Source organism: Agrobacterium tumefaciens (genome assembly GCA_025559845.1).
Taxonomy (GTDB): Bacteria; Pseudomonadota; Alphaproteobacteria; order Rhizobiales; family Rhizobiaceae; genus Agrobacterium.
The window spans coordinates 1,696,146-1,717,530 of record CP048470.1; the positions used below are offsets into that span (position 1 = coordinate 1,696,146).

General features: G+C 57.8%; 18 protein-coding genes and 1 pseudogene. 9 read left to right on the plus strand and 10 right to left on the minus strand.

Annotated elements, in window-relative coordinates:
- Together FY156_24260 and FY156_24265 are read right to left on the minus strand one after the other, a co-directional pair.
- Complete coding sequence (locus tag FY156_24260; protein UXS04575.1) at positions 1-198, minus strand: twin transmembrane helix small protein; 198 nt, start codon at positions 196-198, stop codon at positions 1-3.
- A 15-nt stretch (positions 199-213) separates the two neighbouring features.
- Positions 214-1,047, minus strand: coding sequence for an SDR family oxidoreductase (locus FY156_24265; GenBank protein ID UXS04576.1), 834 nt, complete (start codon positions 1,045-1,047; stop codon positions 214-216).
- Positions 1,048-1,225: 178 nt separating this feature from the next.
- Between FY156_24265 and FY156_24270 the strand changes: the two are divergent.
- Positions 1,226-2,089 (plus strand): annotated as a pseudogene (locus tag FY156_24270) (YihY/virulence factor BrkB family protein).
- A gap of 91 nt (positions 2,090-2,180) precedes the next feature.
- On the opposite strand, the gene FY156_24275 reads toward FY156_24270, so the two are convergent.
- Positions 2,181-3,119, minus strand: coding sequence for a DUF808 domain-containing protein (locus FY156_24275; protein UXS04577.1), 939 nt, complete (start codon positions 3,117-3,119; stop codon positions 2,181-2,183).
- 147 nt (positions 3,120-3,266) lie between these two features.
- Here FY156_24275 and FY156_24280 point away from each other — a divergent pair, with 147 nt between their 5' ends.
- The 8 genes from FY156_24280 (at position 3,267) to FY156_24315 (ending at position 10,844) form a co-directional block, all read left to right on the plus strand.
- Positions 3,267-3,518 carry a hypothetical protein gene (locus FY156_24280; protein ID UXS04578.1) on the plus strand — a complete coding sequence of 84 codons (252 nt, stop codon included), beginning with the start codon at positions 3,267-3,269 and terminating at the stop codon, positions 3,516-3,518.
- A 91-nt stretch (positions 3,519-3,609) separates the two neighbouring features.
- Positions 3,610-5,226 carry an ABC transporter substrate-binding protein gene (locus FY156_24285; protein UXS05231.1) on the plus strand — a complete coding sequence of 539 codons (1,617 nt, stop codon included), beginning with the start codon at positions 3,610-3,612 and terminating at the stop codon, positions 5,224-5,226.
- Between the two features lie 77 nt (positions 5,227-5,303).
- Positions 5,304-6,257 (plus strand): ABC transporter permease, encoded by a 954-nt coding sequence (locus FY156_24290; protein UXS04579.1) that lies wholly within the window; start codon positions 5,304-5,306, stop codon positions 6,255-6,257.
- Positions 6,258-6,259: 2 nt separating this feature from the next.
- Complete coding sequence (locus FY156_24295) at positions 6,260-7,150, plus strand: ABC transporter permease (protein UXS04580.1); 891 nt, start codon at positions 6,260-6,262, stop codon at positions 7,148-7,150.
- Positions 7,147-8,208 carry an ABC transporter ATP-binding protein gene (locus FY156_24300; protein UXS04581.1) on the plus strand — a complete coding sequence of 354 codons (1,062 nt, stop codon included), beginning with the start codon at positions 7,147-7,149 and terminating at the stop codon, positions 8,206-8,208. Before FY156_24295 ends, FY156_24300 begins: the two co-directional genes overlap by 4 nt.
- A gap of 3 nt (positions 8,209-8,211) precedes the next feature.
- Positions 8,212-9,177: an ABC transporter ATP-binding protein gene (locus tag FY156_24305; GenBank protein ID UXS04582.1), complete on the plus strand. Its 966-nt coding sequence runs from the start codon at positions 8,212-8,214 to the stop codon at positions 9,175-9,177.
- A gap of 46 nt (positions 9,178-9,223) precedes the next feature.
- Entirely contained in the window at positions 9,224-9,901 is a 678-nt protein-coding gene (locus FY156_24310; GenBank protein ID UXS04583.1) for an aspartate/glutamate racemase family protein, read from the plus strand.
- A 58-nt stretch (positions 9,902-9,959) separates the two neighbouring features.
- Positions 9,960-10,844 (plus strand): MurR/RpiR family transcriptional regulator, encoded by an 885-nt coding sequence (locus tag FY156_24315; GenBank protein ID UXS05232.1) that lies wholly within the window; start codon positions 9,960-9,962, stop codon positions 10,842-10,844.
- A gap of 84 nt (positions 10,845-10,928) precedes the next feature.
- Here the strand turns inward: FY156_24315 and FY156_24320 are convergent, their stop codons facing one another.
- From FY156_24320 to FY156_24350, 7 genes are all read right to left on the minus strand, one after another.
- The gene (locus FY156_24320) at positions 10,929-12,110 is read right to left on the minus strand and encodes an amidohydrolase (protein UXS04584.1); all 1,182 of its coding nucleotides are present in this window, start codon (positions 12,108-12,110) and stop codon (positions 10,929-10,931) included.
- Positions 12,111-12,125: 15 nt separating this feature from the next.
- Positions 12,126-12,950: an ABC transporter ATP-binding protein gene (locus tag FY156_24325; protein UXS04585.1), complete on the minus strand. Its 825-nt coding sequence runs from the start codon at positions 12,948-12,950 to the stop codon at positions 12,126-12,128.
- Positions 12,950-13,834 (minus strand): ABC transporter ATP-binding protein, encoded by an 885-nt coding sequence (locus FY156_24330; protein ID UXS04586.1) that lies wholly within the window; start codon positions 13,832-13,834, stop codon positions 12,950-12,952. The genes FY156_24325 and FY156_24330 overlap by 1 nt, the downstream gene beginning before the upstream one ends.
- Before the next feature lie 9 nt (positions 13,835-13,843).
- Positions 13,844-14,740: an ABC transporter permease gene (locus FY156_24335; GenBank protein ID UXS04587.1), complete on the minus strand. Its 897-nt coding sequence runs from the start codon at positions 14,738-14,740 to the stop codon at positions 13,844-13,846.
- Positions 14,737-15,744 carry an ABC transporter permease gene (locus tag FY156_24340; protein ID UXS04588.1) on the minus strand — a complete coding sequence of 336 codons (1,008 nt, stop codon included), beginning with the start codon at positions 15,742-15,744 and terminating at the stop codon, positions 14,737-14,739. Before FY156_24340 ends, FY156_24335 begins: the two co-directional genes overlap by 4 nt.
- Positions 15,745-15,798: 54 nt before the next feature.
- The gene (locus FY156_24345; GenBank protein ID UXS04589.1) at positions 15,799-17,355 is read right to left on the minus strand and encodes an ABC transporter substrate-binding protein; all 1,557 of its coding nucleotides are present in this window, start codon (positions 17,353-17,355) and stop codon (positions 15,799-15,801) included.
- A gap of 68 nt (positions 17,356-17,423) precedes the next feature.
- A complete protein-coding gene (locus FY156_24350) occupies positions 17,424-21,284 on the minus strand; it encodes a methylhydantoinase (protein ID UXS04590.1) in 3,861 nt (1,286 codons plus the stop codon).
- Positions 21,285-21,385 lie beyond the last annotated feature (101 nt).

Genomic DNA, 21,385 nt, shown 5'->3' on the forward strand with positions numbered 1-21,385 from the left:
TCAACGGCCACCGCCTGTCAGCCAAAGCGTCAGCATGATGAGGACGATGGCAACAGCCTGAAGCAGAAGACGAAGCTGCATCAGCTTGTTTGAGCGGTTGGCATCCTGACCTTTCAGCATGTTGAAGAGCCCCTTTATCAGCACGATGACAACGAGGCCCATGACAATCAGGGCGAGAACGGTGGTGAAACCGGACATACGGGGTGTTCCTCCTCAATCGAACCTGCGCAGCAGACGGTAGAACAATCCGGCAGGCAAAAGCCGTTTCAGCAGCAGACCCTGCTTGGCTGGAACGGTGACGGGATAATGGGGTTTGGGATTGGCGGCGGTCAAGGCGTGTTTCAACACATGGTAGACGGCGTCCGGGCCGAGCTTGTGGCGATTGACTGGTCCCGATCCGTCCATCCGCGCAAGCTGGCGTTTGTATTCCGTCGCGTGAGCGGAATTTTCGAGATCGATATTATCCTTGATGTGAGCAAGCGCCGTTGCCGTAAATTTCGAGGCAATTGGGCCCGGCTCGATCAGGCTGACATGAATGCCGCTGCCTTGAAGCTCCATACGCAACGTGACCCCGAGGCCTTCGATGGCGAATTTGGAGGCGGTATATGCTCCGCGATATCGGTAGGGAACCAATCCCAGGATGGACGAGCAATGCACGATGCGGCCCTGGCCTTGCTTGCGCATGAAGGGAAGAACCTGGCGGGTCAGGTCATGCCAGCCAAAGACGTTGGTTTCAAACTGCCGCCTTAACGCTTCAACCGGCAAATCCTCGACCGCGCCCGGCTGGCCGTAGGCGCCATTGTTGAAAAGCGCGTCAATGCGCCCTCCGGTTCTTTCGGCAACTGTCTTGACCAAAGCTGCGATCGTCTCCGGCTTGGTATAGTCCATGATGAGGGTTTCAATGCCCTGATTTTCCAGCGCGGCCATGTCGACGATGTGGCGGACTGTTGCGAAAACCCGCCAACCATCGCGGTGCAATGCGCCTGCACAAAAAGCACCGATACCTGAGGAGCATCCGGTAATGATGATGACGGGCTTTTCGGACATCGGATGCTCCGGATTTCGAATGAAACTTGCCCTCGATGTTCGGGCACGGCTATTTGCTTTGCGTGAAAGCCTGTGCATTTCGGGAACCGAATGGTGGGCTTGTGCGCTGTACAAAACGAAGCTGATTTCCCATATTCGGGAAAGAGTTACAATTGAATTGCGGATGAGTGGAGGTGACATGGTTGCCGCAGTACGCCTGGCAGGCAAGGTTGCCTTCGACGCCTATTCCCATTTTACCGAGGATGACGGCTGGGCTATGGCGAGCCATATGGCACTCTCCATTCTGCTGGCACTGTTCCCTTTCCTGATTTTCGGCACGGCGCTTGCCGGCTTTCTCGGTGCCGACCAGTTTTCGGAAACGGCAGTGCATCTGATCTTTGATATATGGCCGGAGACGATCGCTGCGCCGCTCGCTGCGCAGGTCCAGCAGGTCTTGACCATACCGCGTGGTGGCCTGCTGACTGTGTCTGTTCTGGCAGCGGCCTACTTTGCCTCGAACGGCGTCGAGGCTCTGCGAATTTCGTTGAACCGCGCCTACCGGGTTTCGGAGACGCGTTGGTGGTATGTGACGCGTCTGCTCAGTCTGTTTTACGTTCTGATTGCCGTCGTCGTGTTTGCCGGTATCAGCATTGTCCTGGTCGCGGTCCCGGTGGCTACATCACTTGCCGAACAGCGCTTTCCGTGGCTGACGGATATTCTCAACACTGTCTCGAGCCTCGGCTTATACGGCACGGTCTTCATGCTGATCGTAGGACTTATCGCGGCGCATCTGTGGCTCCCTGCGGGCAAACGCCGCATCTGGGATGTCTGGCCGGGCATTCTTCTGACGGTGCTGTTCTGGGCAATAGGCGCAGCGATCTTTGCCTATTATCTTTCCACCTTCGCCAATTACGCCGCCACTTATGCGGGCCTCGCCTCGGTTATGGTAGTTCTGGTGTTCCTCTATATGGTGGGGGTTATATTCATGCTGGGGGCAGAGGTGAATGCGGCACTCATGAAGTATAAGGTTCGTCAGATCATTCGCCGCAACATCAACGGATCAAGCCGCAATTCCCACACGGATGGCGATGACCGCTTGACGGCTGCGCCAGCGCGAGAGAGCCTCGCCGCTCAACAGGAAGAATGATCTCGGGTCATTTCCGCAGGCTCTTCCAGACGCGGTAGAAAACAATGACCACTGCTCCGACAGCAATGCCGAGCAAAGCTTGGAAGAGTGCCGAAACGAGCCAGTTTACTGCTCCATGACCTGCGGGAAGGGCATTTGCGGCGGCTTCTGCGGCATGTTCGATAAAGTGCTCCGGTTGGTGCAGTCCGAACGCTGCCAGGCCGTGAATGATAATGCTGCCGCCGACCCACAACATTGCAGCGGTTCCTATGGCAGCAAGCCAGGTCAGGAACACGGGGACCCCTTTCACGAGACCTCGACCGAACGACTTCATGAAGCCTGGGCCGTTTTCAGCCAAGTGTAGCCCAATATCGTCGGCTTTGACGATGAATGCGACGACGCCGTAAACTGCAACGGTTATCAATATGCCGACGGCTGCCAGAACGGCTGCCTGCGTATAAAGATCGGATGTGGAGACGCCTGCCAAGGTCAGAGCCATGATTTCGGCCGAGAGGATGAAGTCGGTGCGAATGGCACCGTTTACCTTTTGCGTTTCCAGTTCTGCGGCATCAATGGTTGCAGCTGCGACCTCGTCACCGGAGTGGTCGTGGCCGGCAAAATATTCATGCAGTTTTTCTGCGCCCTCAAAGCAAAGATAGGCGCCGCCAACCATCAGGAGCGGTGTGATGAGCGCAGGTGCAAAGTATCCCAGCAACAAGCAGATCGGCAGCAGAAATATGAGTTTGTTGCGAAGCGAGCCGAGCGTGATCCGCCAGATAATCGGCAGCTCCCTTTTGGGCGAAAGTCCGATGACATAGGCAGGTGTAACCGCTGTGTCGTCGATGACGACGCCCGCAGCCTTTGCACTTGCCTTTGCCGTTTGTGCGGCAACGTCATCAAGAGAAGCGGCGGCAAGCTTTGCAATAGCAGCTATGTCATCGAGCAGCGCAATCAAACCTGTAGCCAATTTTCTCTCCTTTGAGTCCCCTGAAACAGCGCGTGAACTTAGCGTGCTCGCCTTTGGTAATCCAACTGGTTTCTTCTGCCGTGCGTGAAGAAATACCGCTTACACTTCTGTCGTGATGCACCCGATTTCGGGAGTGTTCGCAATATAGTGAAAACGGATGAGGCTTCGGTGTCGCCATCAGAACAGCCTGCGGCGTTGATCCATGCCAGTCTGTTGTCCGGTGTGAGGTTTAAAGCAACGTGCGACATCGCAATGGCTGCTTGTTTCGGCAAATGCTTGTCGCGCAGCTTAGATTTTCATCAGGTTATTACATTGCGCAATTACGCGTCATTTCTTGGAAATTTCAGTTATCATAATGATAATCAATATGAAATTGTAGTTTCATACAAACTGGCATGAAATCTGCATCCTCTTTTTCGACTGGGCAGGGGCCCAGGGGCAAACAAAAAGAGGGAACAGCATGATGCAGATATCCGGGAAGACGCCTCCTATGCTCAAAGGTCTGCGGATGGCAGCGCTGGCGGGCGCCGCCATGGTCTCGCTGATGGCCGGACATGTGTCTGAAGCCCTGGCGGCCGGGACGCTTCGTATCGGCATGACCGCCTCCGACATACCGCTCACCACCGGCCAGACCGACCAGGGTGGCGAAGGCCAGCGCTTCATGGGATACACGCTTTATAACGCCTTGATCGAATGGGACCTTTCGAGCGCAGACAAGCCGTCTGCTCTGATCCCGGCGCTTGCGACCTCGTGGGACGTCGATCAGTCTGACAAGACCAAGTGGACGTTCAAACTGCGTGATGGCGTCAAATTCCATGACGGCAGCACATTCGATGCCGCAGCAGTGGTCTGGAACCTCGACAAGCTGTTGGTGACGGACGCGCCTCAGTTCGACAAGCGTCAGTCGGCACAGGGCAAGTCCCGCATTCCAGCGGTTGCCTCCTACAAGGTCATTGATCCGCTGACGGTTGAAATCGTCACCAAGACCCCGGATGCGACGCTTCCCTACCAGTTGAGCTGGGTTCTCATGTCCTCGCCTGCAAACTGGGAAGCTCAGGGCAAGAACTGGGATGCCGTTGCCCAGAAGCCTTCCGGGACAGGTCCATGGAAAATGGAAAGCGGCTTCACGCCGCGTGAGCGGGCTGAATTGACCCCCAACAAGGAATATTGGGACAAGGCGCGCGTTCCGAAGCTCGACAAGCTTGTCCTTGTACCCCTTCCCGAGCCAAACACCCGCGTGGCTGCTCTGCGCTCTGGTCAGGTGGACTGGATCGAGGCGCCTGCGCCGGATTCGGTCAAGTCGCTGAAAGATGCCGGTTTCAGCATCGTCACCAATTCCTACCCACATAACTGGACGTGGCATCTCTCGCGCGTTGAGGGATCGCCGTGGAACGATATCCGCGTTCGCAAGGCTGCCAACCTTGCCGTTGATCGCGAAGGCCTCAATGAACTGCTCGGCGGTCTTTCCGTCCCGGCCCAGGGGTATTTGCCACCTGGCCATCAGTGGTTCGGCAAGCCGACGTTCAAGCTCGAATACAATGTCGAGGAAGCCAAAAAACTGATGGCCGAAGCTGGCTACGGGCCGGACAAACCCATCACCACGAAGGTTGTTATCTCTTCCTCAGGTTCTGGCCAGATGCTGCCGCTCGCCATGAACGAATACATCCAGCAGACACTATCGGAAATCGGCATAAACGTCGAATATGAGGTTGCCGACTGGAATACTGTGATCAACATCTGGCGCGCCGGTGCCAAGGACCCGAGCGCAAAGGGCGCCACGGCCGTAAACTACAGCTACTTCATCCAGGACCCTTTCACGGCATTGATCCGTCAGTCGCAGTGCAATCTGGCGCCACCAAATGGCACCAACTGGGGTTATTACTGTGACCAGGACATGGACGCCCTGTTCAACCAGGTACGCACCACCTTCGATGCGGCTGAGCAGGACAAGGTGCTCCAGAAGATCCACGAGAAATATGTCGACGACGCGCTTTTCTTGATGGTGACACATGACGTCAACCCGCGCGCCATGTCCACCAAGGTCAAGGGCTTCGTTCAGGCACAGAACTGGTTCCAGGACTTTTCGACGATCTCTATCGATCCCTGATTTTTGCGCAGCGACAGGGCGGGTCATGGACCCGCCCTGTCATTTCCGATGCCCGATCTGACCCTCACGAGGACATCATGCTGCTCTACGCGCTAAAACGACTGTTGCATGTCATTCCCGTCACGATCGGCGTGAGCATTGTCTGCTTCATGCTGATCCATATTGCCCCCGGCGATCCGCTTGCCGCGATCTTGCCTTCGGATGCCTCAGCGGAAATGCAGGCACAGATGCGTGCGTTTTACGGTCTCGACCGCCCCTTGCCGGTGCAATATGCACTTTGGGTATGGCATGCGGTGCAGGGCGATCTCGGGACGTCGATTGCAACCGGCCGTCCTGTTCTCGCCGATATCATCGATGCGTCGATCAATTCGATCATTCTTGCCTTGTCCGCGGCAGTGATCGGCTTCGTTGGCGGGGCAACGCTCGGGTTTCTCGCCGGTGTCTTTCGCGGTGGATGGGTTGATCGCCTGTCGTCGGGCGTATCGATGCTTGGCGTCAGCGTGCCGCATTACTGGCTTGGCATGGTGCTGGTTATCACCTTTTCCGTTACGCTTGGCTGGTTGCCGGCAATGGGGGGCGGTCCGGGTGGGTCATCCGGTCGAAGCTTCAGTTGGGAATATCTCCAGTATCTCGTCCTGCCGGCAGTCACCATGTCGGTCATTCCGATGGGGATCATCGCCCGGACGATCCGTTCTCTGGTGGCAGATATTCTTGCCCAGGATTTCACCCAGGCGCTTGCGGCCAAGGGACTGATGCGAGGTCATATTCTGCGCCATGTGGTGCGCAACGCCGCGCCAACAGCGCTGTCCGTGATGGGGCTGCAACTGGGGTATCTTCTTGGTGGGTCAATCCTGATCGAGACGGTATTTTCCTGGCCCGGCACCGGTTTTCTTCTGAATGGTGCAATCTTCACCCGTGATTTGCCGATCCTGCAAGGCACCATCCTGGTGCTTGCGATGTTTTTCGTTGTCCTCAACCTTCTGGTCGACGTGTTGCAGAGCGCCATCGATCCCCGTATCCAGAGGAGCTGACCATGGTCGCCATCACCACAGCATCCGAAATTCCCGTCGAGAAAATTGCCAAGTCCCCCGGTTTCTGGAGCGGCGTTTTAAGACGTCTCTGTCGCGATCCGGTCGCGATGGCGGCGCTGGCACTTCTCGTTCTCCTGGTGCTGATCGCTATCTTCGCACCGTATCTTGCGCCGTACGACCCGGCGAAGGGCAGTGTGATCCGTCGTCTGAAACCGATTGGAACCGCGGGATACATTCTTGGAACCGACGAACTCGGGCGCGATATGCTGTCGCGTTTGATCCATGGTGCACGGCTGTCCCTGATCATGGGGGTGGTGCCGGTGCCGATCGCATTTGTGATCGGCTCGGCAATCGGCATCATTGCTGGCTACGCCGGTGGCCTGACCAACACACTCATCATGCGCACGGTCGATGTGTTCTATGCCTTTCCATCAGTGCTTCTTGCCGTTGCCCTGTCGGGAGCACTCGGGTCCGGCCTCACAAACGCGCTGGTCTCTTTGACCGTTGTGTTCATTCCGCAGATCGCGCGCGTCGCAGAAAGCGTGACAACGCAGGTACGCAAGCTGGATTACGTCGATGCGGCGCGTGCGTCGGGTGCTCCAGCCTTCACCATCATTCGCGTGCACATCCTTGGAAACGTCCTAGGCCCGATTTTTGTCTTCGCCACGAGCCTGATTTCGGTGTCGATGATCCTCGCGTCCGGCCTGTCATTTCTGGGGCTGGGTGTGCGCCCGCCTGATGCAGAATGGGGGCTTATGCTCAATACGTTGCGCACGGCGATTTATACCAATCCCTTCGTCGCGGCTCTTCCCGGCGTGATGATTTTCATCACTTCGATCTGCTTCAACCTTTTCTCAGACGGGCTGCGCACAGCCATGGACGTGAAGTCATGATCAGCATCGTAGGAAAACCGGCTTTCGAACTGCCTGTGGGTGAACGGGGCGGCCCTGCCCAGCCGTTGATCTCCGCTCGCGGGCTCCTCAAACACTTCCCGGTGAAGGGCAGTGGCTTTCTCAAACCAAAAAAAGTGGTGCGCGCGGTAGATGGGGTCGATTTCGATATCCTGAAAGGAGAGACACTCGGCGTCGTCGGTGAGAGCGGTTGCGGAAAGTCGACGACGGCACGCCTTCTCATGCAACTGATCGAGCCTGACGCAGGCGAAATTCTCTTCGACGGTGAAACGGTCGGGGGTGCCTTGCCGCTTTCTGCCTATCGCCGTCAGGTGCAGATGGTTTTTCAGGATAGTTACGCCTCCCTCAATCCAAGGCTGACGATCGAGGAATCCATTGCCTTTGCTCCACAGGTGCACGGAACGCCGGCTGCAAAGGCAATCGTGACGGCTCATGACCTGCTTCACCGGGTTGGTCTCGAGCCGTCACGGTTCGCAGGGCGCTATCCCCATGAGCTTTCCGGCGGTCAGCGCCAACGCGTCAATATCGCCCGCGCTCTTGCGCTGGAGCCCCGGCTTGTCATTCTGGATGAGGCGGTCTCTGCCCTCGACAAATCGGTGGAGGCGCAGGTGCTCAACTTGCTTCTCGATCTTAAACGCGACTTCGGTCTCACCTATCTGTTCATCTCGCACGACCTCAACGTCGTCCGCTTCATGTGCGATCGGGTCATGGTCATGTATCTCGGGAAGGTGGCGGAAGTCGGCAGTCGCGACGCGATTTACGGAAATACAACACATCCCTATTCGGCGGCACTTTTGGCCTCTATGCCGAAGATGGACCCGGCCGAGCGAACCGAAGCGCCGCCGTTGACGGGCGATCCGCCGAACCCGATCGATCCACCGTCCGGTTGCCGTTTCCACACCCGCTGCAGTCTTGCGGAGGATGTCTGCCAGCGGACTTTGCCACCGTTGACCGATATTTCCGGTGATCAGGCCGCAGCCTGTCTCATGGCGGTCCCTGGCTCCGGTCATAGCCGCGCGCCTGTAATGATGGAGGCATGACCCATGCAGAATGATGCGATGATCGATATCAACAACCTTTCGGTGACATTTCGGCGTGGCGGAAAGGCGGTGAAGGCCGTCAACGGTGTCAGCCTGTCCGTCAAACCAGGAGAAGTGGTCGCATTGCTCGGTGAATCCGGTTCGGGCAAGAGCGTGACGATGCGCTCGTTGTTGCGGCTTCATCCCAAGGGAACCTTGATTGAAGGCGGCATGACAGTCGATGGGCGTGATGTCTTGGGGCTCTCCAACCGTGCGCTTGCCGATTTGCGAGGGGCTGTGGTCTCGATGGTTTTTCAGGAGCCTCGTCTTGCACTTGATCCCGTCTACACGGTGGGTCGGCAGATAGAGGAGACCATCATGCGGCATGAAAAGGTGTCCCGCAGTGTGGCTGCAGAACGGGCGCTCGCGCTGTTCCAGAAGGTCCGTATCCCCTCGCCAGAGCGGCGTCTTGCCAATTATCCTCACGAAATGTCAGGAGGTATGCTTCAGCGTGCCATGATCGCGATGGCGCTTGCGTGCAATCCGAAAGTCCTGTTGGCCGACGAGCCGACGACAGCACTGGACGCGACAGTGCAGATCCAGATCCTGCTGCTTATTCGTGAACTCCAACGCGAATATGGCCTGTCCGTCATCTTCGTGACCCACGATATTGGCGTGGCGGCTGAAGTGGCAGATCGTATTGCTGTCATGTATGCGGGCCGTATAGTGGAGGAGGGGGTGGTTGGCGATATCATCCGTAACCCGCGCCATCCCTATACAAAAGGTCTGCTTGGCGCGCGTGTCGAACTCGCCGATGGACGTGATCGACTGATCACCATTCCTGGGGCACCACCCGATCTGGCCGCTATGCCGCCGGGGTGTGCTTTCGCACCGCGCTGTACGCAGGTCACGGATCTCTGCCGCACGCAGGTTCCGCCACTCGCGCCACTTTCCGGCGGGGCGGGTGTCGCATGTCTTTTCCCGAATTGATAAAAACCAGATAGGGCGGGTGGCCCCTCGTGGTCTCGCAGGAATGATGAAACGCATAGGACTGATCAACCCGAATACGTCACATGTCACCACAACAATGATGACCAACATCGCCCGTAGCTACCTGCCGGCGAGGCTTGAAATCGAGGGGGTGACGGCAGGGCGTGGCGTGCCGATGATCCTCAATGATGCGCAATTGGCTGCCGCCGCCGATGGCGTCGTGGAGATGGGGATTGAACTAGCAGCCCGTAGCGACGGCTTGATCGTCTGCGCGTTCGGCGATCCGGGGTTGGAGCGTCTCGCGGCCGTAACCGGTCTGCCGTCGGTCGGGATCTGCCAGGCCAGCATGATGGAGGCTTCAGCCGGTGGGCGACGGTTCGGGATCGCCACCGTGACGCCCGACCTTGTCGAGAGTTTTGCCGCCAAGGCGCAGACATTCGGCTTTGCGTCGCTCTTTACCGGCACCCGATTGACGAAGGGAGATCCGCAGCGGCTCGCATCAGATCCTCAGGCTTTACACGCGGCGCTTGAAATCGCGGCTCGGGAATGTTTCGAAAAGGACGGTGCCGATGTGGTTATCATCGGTGGCGGGCCGCTCGGCCAGGCGGCCGATGATCTGCAACGCGCTCTCTCTGCGCCCATTATCGCACCGATCCGTTCGGCGGTGGAACGGCTTGTTAAGGCGTTGGAAATGGAAAGCCACGCATCGACCTTGCAACTGTGACGGATATCCGGCGTTGTCGACCTTGCACCCCGCTGCTTTTTCTGTTGCAAGCCGTGTGATGGCGGCTGAAGCTTGCCGCGTTGAGAATTTGCCGGAGTATCCCGTGCCAAAGGAAAGATCGTTTCTGTTTCGCGTCAGGCAAGCTCTGCCAGAGCTTCATCCCGCCGAAAAGCGGATTGGAGAGTTCGTCTGCGATTTTCCTGGTGAACTCGCCAGCTACTCGGCGCAGGAGCTTGCGGCCCTTGCACATGTTTCCAAGGCAACGGTGACCCGTTTCATCAAGCGGCTTGGATATGAGAACTACGAAGAGGCAAGGCGCCACGCCCGAGCGGAAAAGCAGACGGGCTCCCGGCTCTTTCTGGCGAGCGCTGCCGATGTCGGGGCAGAGCAATCGATAAAGGCGCACGTCGCACAGGCTGTAGCCAATCTCGAAGCCACGTTTCTTGCTGTTACGGAAAGCCAGATCGACGCTGCCGTCAACGCAATGCTGCATGCACGCAAGGTGTGGGTCGTCGGTTTCCGGAGCAGCCACCCCTTTGCAGCCTATCTCCAATGGCAACTCACACAGGTTATCGAAAGCATTGCCGTTATTCCCGGCGCCGGACAAACCATGGGCGAGCATCTGGTCAGCATCGCTGAAAATGATGTCGTGGTTTTCTTCGGCCTGCGCCGCAGAACCACTCAGTCACATGCGATCATTGAACAGGTTCGGCGATCAAAAGCACAGCTTCTGTATATCACCGACGAAGGCGCTCCGTTCGAAACCAATGCTGCCTGGCATTTCCAGTGCCAGACACTGGCACCGGGACCTTTATTCAATCACACGGCGGTGATGGCGCTCTGCCATCTCCTCATCACGCGCTGCCTCGAAAGGGCGGGCACAGAGGGGCGGACCCGCCTTCGCAGCATAGAGGCACTGAACGAAACGCTGGACGAGTTGTAGAGCGAACATTGCACGCGATCTTCTTTCGCGTGCAGCGGTATCGATTTTTCTCTTTTGACTACGACGCTTGGAAACCGGCCTTGATCAGGCGGTGGCTCCATCAAGCCGCTCGCCGACAAGTGACAGCCAGTACCGGATGCCATGGGCGATTGCGTCGTCGTTGAAGTCGTAGGCAGGATTGTGCAGATCGGCGCTGTCGCCATTGCCAAGCCATATGAATGCGCCCGGCCGCTTTTCCAGCATGTAGGAAAAATCTTCAGAGCCCATGGTTGCCGGCCAGTTTGTATCGACTTTGTCGACGCCCGCGACGGCGCTTGCTGCCGCAGCGGCAATTTTCGTTTTTTCGGGATCGTTGACCGTTACCGGATAACCCGGCCGCCAGTCGATAACTGCTTCCGCACCAAAAGATTTTGCAGTGCTCACGACAACCTCGCGGAAACGCTCCTCCACCATTTTTCGGGTTTCCGAATTCATGGTCCTGATGGTGCCGCCGATTCTGATCGACGCGGGGATGACGTTGAGCGCTCCCGCATTGCCACCTTCCATGAAGGTGATCGAGACAACGACGGGATCGAAAGGATTGGTGAAGCGCGATGCGATTGCCTGCAGCGCAACGATCATCTGCGCGCCAGCCAAAACCGGATCATGTGACAGGTGCGGATAAGCCGCATGGCCACCCTTGCCAATGATCGTGATGACAAAACGATCGCCGCCGGCCATCATCGGGCCGCTTCGGATGGCAAATGAACCGACATCGAGACCCGGCTCATTATGCATGCCGTAGACTTCCTCGATGCCGAAGCGTTCCAGGATGCCTTCTTCGATCATGACCCTTGCTCCAGCGCCGCCTTCTTCAGCAGGCTGGAAGATCAGCACGGCCTTGCCGGCAAAGTCGCGGCTCTCGGCCAGTCGCTTGGCTGTGGCCAGCAGCATGGCCGTGTGGCCGTCATGGCCGCAGGCGTGCATTATGTTTTCGACTTTGGATGCGTATGGCAGGTTTGTCTGTTCCGACATGGGCAGGGCATCCATGTCCGAGCGCAGTGCGATCGTGCGGCCTGGCCCCCTGTTACCATTGATAACAGCTACCACGCCTGTTCTGGCGATGCCGCCCACCACCTCGTCGCAACCGAATTCCTTCAGCTTTTCAGTGACCAGTGCTGCTGTCTTCGGCAGATCGAAAAGCAGTTCCGGATGCTGGTGGATGGTCCGACGCCAGGTCTTGGCTTCATCGGCAAGTGCGGCGAGTGACAGGGCGTCGATGGTCATGCTTGCTCCAGGGTTTTATGCGGACACAGCTTTGCGGAAGGGAGAGCGATCCGGATCAGGGTCTGGCATCGCGTCGATCAGCAGGCGTGTATAGTCGTTCTTCGGTCTGTCGAAGATATCCTCAACCGGGCCGCTTTCAACCAGCTTTCCACGATAGATGACAGCAACGTCATCACAGATGTATCTGATGACGCCGAGATCGTGACTGATGAAGAAGTATGTGAGCCCGAGTTCGTCCTGCAACCTGTGCAGAAGGTTCAAAACATCAGCCTGGACCGAGACGTCGAGTGCCGAGGTCGGTTCGTCAAGAATCAGGAATTCCGGTTTGACGGCAAGTGCGCGGGCAATACCGATACGCTGGCGCTGGCCGCCCGAAAATTCATGCGGATATCGGAAAAGATGTTCCTCGCGCAGTCCCACCTGCAGCAACAGTTCCAGTACGCGTTCGGTTTGCTGGCGCGATGACATAGGGACGATGTCACGATGGATAACCAGCGGCTCGGCGACGATGTCATGGACCGTCATACGTGGGTTCAGCGAGGCGTAGGGGTCCTGGAAGACAATCTGTAGCCGGGCCCGCAGGCGCCGCATCTCGGTTGGATTGAGTTTGCTGATGTTTGCACCGTCATAGAGGATATTGCCGGATGTCAGCATTTCGAGCCGCAGGATGCAACGCGTCAAAGTCGTCTTGCCGGAGCCGGACTCGCCAACGAGCCCGAAGCTCTTGCCTTTCTCTACCCGCAGATTGATATCATCGAGGGCACAAAAACCTTCTGTGCGCCCGAACAGGCCCTTGCGCTGGCCGGGGAAAATTTTTGAGACGTTTTTGATCTCAAGCATTACTGAACCTCCGGCATGACGCCGCCAAGGCCGCGAAGTTCACCGCGTTTGGTCTGGGCTGTTGGGATCGCGTTGAGTAGGGCCTTTGTATAGGCATGGGCTGGTTTTTTCAAAACTTCCATCACGGTGCCGCGTTCGAGAATGCGACCGCGATACATCACGGCGACATGCGAACAGACTTGCGCCACCACACCGAGATTGTGGGTAATCATCAGCACGCCGATGTTCCGTTCGGCTACCAGGTCGTGGATAAGTTTCAGGATCTGGGCTTGTACCGACACGTCGAGCGCGGTGGTTGGCTCGTCGGCAATCAGTAGGTCCGGCTTTCCGATCATGGCCATGGCGATCAGGACGCGCTGACGCATGCCGCCGGAAAACTGATGGGGGTAATCATGGATGCGTTCGGCTGCCTTGGGAATGCCGACCTTGTCCAGCATTTCCACGGCCACACGTCTGGCGGCCTTCTTGCGATCGCCTGACGAGGCGCCGGGCTCGAGGCCGAGGACCGTCGGGTCGGCGTGGCCGGCATGAATGGCGACATCGACCAATTGCGTTCCGATGCGGAAGACGGGATTAAGGTTTGTCGTCGGATCCTGAAATATCATGCCGATTTTGCGCCCGCGCAACGAGCGCATTTCTTTCTCGTTGGCCTTGAGCATGTCGCGGCCTTCAAATTCGATCGATCCGGCGAGATAGCGGCCGGTCGCGGGCGGAATGAGACGCGAAACGGAAAGGCCCGTCAGCGATTTGCCGGAGCCGGTTTCCCCGACCATCCCCCATATTTCTCCGCGCTCGACCTTGAGATCGATGCCATGCAGGATTTGTGTTTCACCTTCGAAGCTGCGCATCGCCAGATTAAGGTTTTTGATATTGAGCAAAGTCATGTCGTCACCTTACCGTCGCGCCTTGGGGTCCATGACGTCGCGTAGACCGTCGCCAAGCAGGTTGAAGGCAAGCACCGCCAGGAAAATGGCGCAGCCAGGAAAAACGGCCGTCCACCAGTAGTCCGGCATGTCCGCGCGGGCGACGGAGAGGAGCGTGCCCCATTCCGGCGTCGGCGCTCTGACGCCGATGCCGACGAAACCGAGCGAGGCAACAGTCAGCACCGCGAAGCCCATGTCGAGTGAGGCTTTCACAATGATCGGTGACATGATGTTGGGCAGGATATGACGGCCGAGAATGCGCGGCCATCCGGCACCCAGTGCCTTTGCTGCTGTGATGAACTGCTCTTCCTTTTTGCCGATGACTTCGCCTCGGACGAGGCGCGCATAGGCCGGCCACCAGGTAATTGCGATGGCAATGATCATATTGGTCACCCCGGTGCCCAGCGCTGCAGCAACGGCCATGGCCAGGATGAGGCTCGGGATAGTCAGCAAGAGATCGGTGAAACGCATCAGGATTTCATCGATCCATCCACCGAAGTATCCGGCGACTGCACCGATGACGCCCCCCACGACGATAGCGATGACGACCACCGCAAGGCCGGAGAAGAGAGAGACCTGGGAGCCGACAAGGACGAGCGAGAACACATCCTGTCCGAGTGCGTTGGTGCCGAACCAGTGTTCTGCACCTGGCGCCATGAAACGTGCGGAGGTGTTTGTCCCACCCGCCACATGCTCAGGATGGGGAACGATGAAGGGTGCAAACAGCGCAATGAAAATCAGCGCCACGACGATGGCGAGGCCAATGACGGAAAGCCAGCTTTGCCGAAAGCGATAAAATGCTCTGGACCAGTTTTCCAGCCGTGCTGAGTGGTCGCGCTTGGGAAGGGTTGAGGACGTTATGGTCATGTGTAGCGGACCCTCGGATTGAATACGCCGTAGAGCAGGTCGACGATGAGCATTGAGACGAGATAGATCATGGCGATCACCAGAGTTACGCCGATTACCGGCATGAAGTCCTGAGACAGGATCGCCTGTGTTGCGTAGAGGCCAAGCCCTGGCCAGTCGAAGACTGTCTCGACAAGGACGGTGCCACCGAGCAGCCAGGAGACGTAAAGGCCAATCACCGTCAACGTCGACGTCATCGCGTTCTTCAGCACGTATTTGAACAGGATCTTGCGGTTGGAAATGCCTAGCGCCCGTTCTGTCATCACGAAATCCTGCTGCAGCACCTCGATCGTTGAGGCACGCATCATGCGCATGATGGTCGCAAGCGGGGAAAGCGACATCGCAAAGGCGGGTAGGGCGAGGTGATGAAGAGCAATCGACAGCGAGTACCAGTCGCCGGCCAGAATGGAATCGATGGTATAAAAACCGGTTGGTCCTTCAGGTGGAATTTCAATTAGCGGAAAGCGACCGGAAAGCGGCAGAATGTCCAGCCAGGAGACAAACATTAACTGCAGAAGAAGGCCGAGGAAGAAGCGCGGCATGGCAATGCCGCCCAGAGCGATCGTGCGGGTCAGGTAGTCGACGACGCCATTGCGATAGACGGCGGCTGCAAGACCAAGCGGAATGCCGAGTATGATGGCAATCAGCATGGCGCTTGCAACGAGTTCCAACGTCGCCGGCAGAAACGTCATGATATCTTCAAAGACCGGACGACGAGTGAAGATGGATACGCCCCAGTCACCGTGAACCAGGCCTGTCGCGTAGTCCCAGTATTGCAGGAGCAGAGACTTATCCAGCCCGAACTCCTGACGAACGCTTTCGATCACGTCAGGCGTGGCGTTCGGGCCAGCCGCAAGAGCAACAGGGTCGCCAGGTAACAGACGGGCGATAGCGAAAACGATCACAGTCAACCCGATCAGCATCGGGATCAGCAAAACGAGACGTCTCAGGGTATAAAGGATCATGGGCGCTTCCGGTGGTCAGAAGAGGGACGCCGCAACAGGCGCCCCTTTAAATCATCAGTCGAGCGACAGTGGCAGAAGCTCAATGGCGTTGGCGGCAACCGGCGTGAAGACGAAGTTTTTCACATTGGCGCCGAAGCCGAGCTTGCGCTTTTCCAGGACACCGAAGATGTCGGGGGCGTCTTCAACGACAAGCTGCTGGAACTGCCTGTAGAGATCGGCGCGCTTGGTCTCATCGGTCTCGACGCGGGCTGCTTCGATCAGCTTGTCGACCTGCTCGTTCTTGTAGACGGGGTTTTGCCATTGGCCGTTGCGCGAGGAGTGATAGGCGGCAAAGGCAACGTTATCAGGATCGGCATAGTTGGCTGTCTGGAACAGGCACATGAAGCTCGGCATGGTATCGGGCGACTGGGCGGCTGCAACCGTGTCCGGCCAGGTCGCCGGGCGGATGTCCAGTTCGATGTTCAGCGCCTTCAGTGCTTCCAGCAAAAGCAGTGACCAGCGGCGCTGGTTTTCGTAGCCGGTTGCATGCATAACGGAGAGCTTGAAACCACCGTCCTTATATTCCGATTTGGCGAGGTATTCCTTCGCCTTGTCCATGTCGTGACGATAGACCTCAAGATTTACGTCGTGGCCGAAAATGCCTGTCGGAAGTGGGCCGACCATCAGTTCGGCGGGGCCTGCGGCATCCAGCATGCTCTGGTAGTTGAAGGCGCAGGAGATTGCCTTGCGCAGGTTCTTGTCTGCGAGCGGCCCTTTGGCGGTGTTCATCTTGATAGAGAACGTGCGATATTCCGGCTCGATAACGCTGACTACGGCTGGGTTATCTTTCAGGGCTTCCATGTCTTCAGAGTAAAGCTCCAGCGCGATGTGGGCTTCCCTGCGCTGCAGCATCATGCGTTCGGTGGAGGCTTCGCGGACGATCTTCCAGATCGCGCCTTCGAGATTGCCACCACCCTTGTGCCAGTCGTCCTTGACGCGAACGAATTCGTAGAGATTACCGGGAGCAACACGGCCCATCTTGAACGGACCCGAGCCTGCGGTGTTCTGCATCAGGTAGGCCTGACCGTCATCGTTACCGATATTGGCATCGACGATTGCCGGATTGACGACGAACATCCACGGCAGAACCTGGAGGAAGGGGGCAAATGGGGCCTTCAGATCGAAGGCAACGGTGTTGACATCGACTGCCTTGACACTGTCCGCATCGACGATACCTGCGATCATCCATGACGGGCCGCGCTTCAGCTTGACGATACGCTTGAAGGAATAGACGACAGCTTCGGCGGTCACGGGCGTGCCATCCTGGAATCTGGCATCGGTATCGAGCTTGAATTCGTAGCGCTTCTGATCGTCCGAAACCGTCCAACTCGTGGCGAGGCCAGGCTCGATTTTCGGCGGGGTGCCGACGACGCGCACAAGGGCATCGTAGGTGTTGCGGAAAAGCATGGCCGGGGCATAGCCGGTGGCGACGTGCGGGTCGAAGTTCGGAATGTCAACACTGCTCGCCATGATCAGGATTTTGCGGCCGGCGGCGAAGCTTTCAAGCGGCATCGAGGCGAGTGCTGCAGCTGAGACGGCAGTGCTCAGGAAGTTGCGTCGGGTCATTTTCATGCGAATGATCTCCTGGATTTTTTTTGAGTGCCGGCCATCTCCCCTTAAGATGACCGGTTGGTTCGTTTTCAGGCTGCAGTGCCGGGTTTCTTGCGTTCTCCCTGACGAGCGGCGCGGCCGTAAATACGATCGGCCGTATCTGCACTGACATAGCCCTGCTTGACGTCGTCATCGAGCTTGTCGAGGTCGCGGTTCATCGGGTCGCCGTAACCGGAGCCTCCCGCAAGCGTCAGTTCGACCACGGTATTCGTATCGATCAGATCGACGATTGCACCGGTGCCGCAGTCCCGCAGCAATTCGCCGCTGGATTTCGCGAGAATCTTGCCGGTTGCAGTCTTGCCCGGCTTGCCGCCAAACAGCCCTTCGACCGGCAGGTCGACACCCTCGGGTGAAACGATTGCTTTGATCGGATGACCCTCGCTGTTGCGACGCGAGATGCGAACCCGCACACCAAGTCCGCCACGGTTCTCACCCGCGCCGCCGCTGTCCGTCATCAGGCTCTTTTCCCAGATGACGATGGGCGAACGTGTCTCGAACATTTCAAGCGATGAGGTCGCTGCGGATGTAGGCCACAGAAGCGAAGACTTGCCATCCTTTGTCTGTGATGCTCCCTGACCACCGCCAAGTAGCAATAGTTCGTAGAAGAGAGCGCCCGTTTCCACCGACTTGCCATAGAAGCTCATCAGGCTAGGCAGGCCAGAGAAGGATTGCGCCGTTTCAGGTGCGGCGTCAGACAGGGCCCGGAACACGTTCGGAGCGAGATACCAGCCCGTGCGTGTTCTCAGCGACACCGGGGCGGGCTTTTCGCAGTTCAGGATCGATCCCTTCGGCGCCTTTACCGTGAATGGACGATAGCAGCCGGCATTGCCACGGATGCCTGGCGTCAACATGCACTTTATCGGATAGGTCGCATGCGCGGTCGTGTAGGACAGGGTACAATTGATACCGCCCTTGACCGTCTGTGGCGGTGCTCCCTCGAAATCGAGTTCGATTTCGTCGCCCTTTACCGTAACCTTGATCGGGAAGGTCATCGTCGAGCCCATCGGATTGTTGGAAATCTCCGAATGGTAGACGCCGTCCTTCAATTTGCTGACCGCGTCGCGCATCGCCTTTTCCGAAAGTGACTGAACGACGTGCGACAGTGCCTTGAGGTCATGCATGCCGTATTCCTCCATGAAGGAACGCATGCGTGCTGAGCCGGTCTCATTGGCGGAGATGAAAGAGCGCACGTCGCCAAGAACCTGATCGCTGTCGCGAATATTGTCCGCCATCAAACGGAACAGGTCCTCGTTTTCAGCGCCCTCACGGACCAGTTTCATGGCCGGGATTTGGATGCCTTCTTCATAAAGCTCGGTCACGTTGAGGCCATCGCGGCTGCCTCCGATATCGCCTACGTGGCCAACAGTTCCCATCAAGGCTACAACGCGACCGCGATGGAAGACTGGCGTAACGATGGCGAGATCAAAGAGATGACCCGCGCAAAGCCATGGGTCGTTGGTGATGTAGACATCACCCGGTTTCATAGTGTCTACAGGATAACGTTCAATGATCGCCTTCACGGCCATCGGCAGGGTGAGATTGAAGACCGGCATGACGCGTGCCGAATGCGCTAGCGTTTCGCCATGTGGGTCGAGAATGGCGCAACCGAAATCCTGACTTTCGGAGATGATCAGCGAGAAAGCCGTGCGGCAAACCGTCGACCACATTTCTTCGGCGACGTTGACGAGACGGCTCCACATCACCTCCAGCGCGATTGGATCGGCCTGGATGCGCTTGCTCGCTTCTTCGAGTGACATCGTCTCGTCGACGATGGTTGCACCCTTGGCGGTTTCCGCGATCTGAATTCGCAGATTGCCGGTCTCGTCCACCGTCACCTTGTCGCCCGGAGGAATGATGGTGGTGGATTCACGCTCTTCGATGATGGCCGGACCCTCGACCAGAATGCCAGTGCGCATGGAGTAGCGATCATAGATGCCTGCGTCGACAAAACCGTTTCCAAAATAGGTCTTGCGTGTGCCCTTCCTGGCGTCGGTACTGCTACCGTCGATACCGGCCTGACGGACGGTCAGATGCGGCACCGCGCCACTTGCGCGAATGCGGAAGGAGAGGATTTCAAGCTTTGCCTCCGATGGCACACGCGTGTAGCGAGCGCTGTAGACGGCTTCAAAAGCCTTGCGGATTTCGGCATAGGCGCCGGCGTCCAGTGTGCCTGCCGGGAGCGGTACGTTGATTTCGTGCAACTGGCCGACGAGGCGCATGTCTGCAGAACGCTCAACCAGAATGTCTGTGTTCGCAACCCCGGCGCTGCGCAATTGCACGCGACCATCTTCCGAAATTTCATCGAGGATGTCGTTGAGCTTGTCCGCTTCGAGATTCTTCGACAACGCGATCGGATGCGAACGGACGATGTCGAAGGAAAGTGGTGCTGTGAGGAAGCCAAAGGCGGAAGCAGCACCACTTGCCGGTGGGATGATGACTTCGGAAACACCGAGAATGCGCGCCACCTTGGCCGCAAAGGCCGGTCCGGCGCCACCAAAGCCGATCATCGAATAGCCACGTGGGTCCTTGCCTTTTTCGACAAGGTGGATGCGGGCGGCGCTCGCCATGCTTTCGCTGACGACCTGGTGGATACCCCATGCAGCTTCAACGGCAGAGATGTTGAGAGGCTTGGCGATCGTCCCGAGTGCCTTTTCCGCGGCAGCAAGATCGAGCGTCATGCGACCACCGAGAAAGAAGGACGGATCGTAATATCCGAGCGCCACGGAAGCATCTGTTACAGTCGGTTTCAGGCCGCCGCGACCGTAGCAGGCCGGGCCGGGCTCGGAGCTTGCGGAATGAGGGCCAACCTGCAGCAATCCGACGCCATCGATCGATGCAATCGAGCCGCCGCCTGCGCCGATCTCGATCATGTCGACGACAGGCGATTTAATCGGCAGTCCGGAACCATTCTTAAAACGATGCTCGCGACCGGCTTCCAGATATGAGGCGATATCGATCTTGCCATCTTCGATCAGGCAGGCTTTTGCAGTCGTGCCACCCATGTCGAAGGCTATGACGTTGTCATGGCCGGCATTCTTGCCGAACCAGGCCGTTGCTAGCGCGCCGCCCGCCGGGCCGGATTCCAGTAGGCGGATCGGGAAGGCGCGGGCAGTTTCGAGTGAAACCAGGCCTCCCGCGGAATGCATCAGGCGGAAGTCGCCTGCAAAACCCATCGTTGCCAACTCGCCTTCAAAGCGACGAAGATAACGATCCATTAGCGGCTGCACATAGGCGTTGGCGCAGGTGGTGACGAAACGCTGATATTCGGAGATTTCTGCCACGACTTCGCAGGAGATCGAGATCGAAAGTTCCGGCAGCGCCTTGGCGATGATGTCACGGGCGCGGCGCTCATGGGCAGGATTACGATAGGAATGCATGAAGCAGATGGCGATTGCTTCAACGCCATCCTTTTTCAAGGTCTCGGCGGCGCGAAGGATGGCGACTTCGTCGAGATCAAGGATCACATTGCCATCGGCGTCGATACGTTCGGACACTTCCAGACGGCGTGAACGCTCGACCAGAGGTGTTGGGAAGGCCAGCGTCAGGTCGTAGATATCGTAACGCTGTTCGGTTCCGATCTCGAGAATATCGCGGAAACCTTCGGTCGTGATCAGGCCGACCGCGGCGCCCTTGCGTTCAATGACGGCATTGGTGACCAACGTTGTACCGTGGACGATCTCGGAAAGATCTGAGATGCCGATGCCGGCAGCCTTGACCAGTTCACCAAGGCCGCCGAGGGCGCCTTGGGAAGGATCGCGGGGGGTGGTGAGGCATTTGTGCAGACGGATCGCGGTCGCGCTCTCGTCGAAAAGGATGAAGTCGGTGAAGGTTCCGCCGATATCCACGCCCGCACGCAGGCGCTTACCGGTCGTCTGGCCAGTAGCTTGCATATGTCTATCCTAGATCACGCGAGTAAGCCGGCCCATTGAGGGCAAGCCTTTTGTTCCCGAGCTGAGACACTGGGCAAAATTCGCCTCTGCGAGCGCATGCC